Raw genomic sequence first — 264 nt, 5'->3', positions numbered from 1 at the left:
CGGCGTGGACGCCCGGATGATGCCTTCGCGCTACACAATGGCACGTTGGATTACCTCTGATAACCCCAAGGCGCTGCGCAAGTTCATGGATGCCAATGCCGCCCATATCGCCTATGATGTGGTCGATGCGGCGGCGTTTTTGATCAGTTCCCCCGCGCAGTTGCGCGTGGCCGAGGAACTGTATCCGGATGTGAAATTCCACGCCATGCGCGAGCACGGCGGCAAGGTTTTCGGAGACAAGGCGTAGACCCGTTCGGGTACCGC

The 264-nt window shown here is 60.2% G+C and carries 1 pseudogene; it reads left to right on the top strand.

The annotated features are described in order from the left end of the window. Positions 1-247 (top strand): annotated as a pseudogene (gene prfC / locus SB751_RS31555) (peptide chain release factor 3); the annotation flags it as partial. Positions 248-264 lie beyond the last annotated feature (17 nt).

Source organism: Cupriavidus sp. SIMBA_020 (genome assembly GCF_046535395.1).
Taxonomy (GTDB): domain Bacteria; phylum Pseudomonadota; class Gammaproteobacteria; order Burkholderiales; family Burkholderiaceae; genus Cupriavidus; species Cupriavidus campinensis.
The sequence above is the reverse complement of the archived record's forward strand: the minus strand, read 5'-3'. Positions and strand labels throughout refer to the sequence as shown.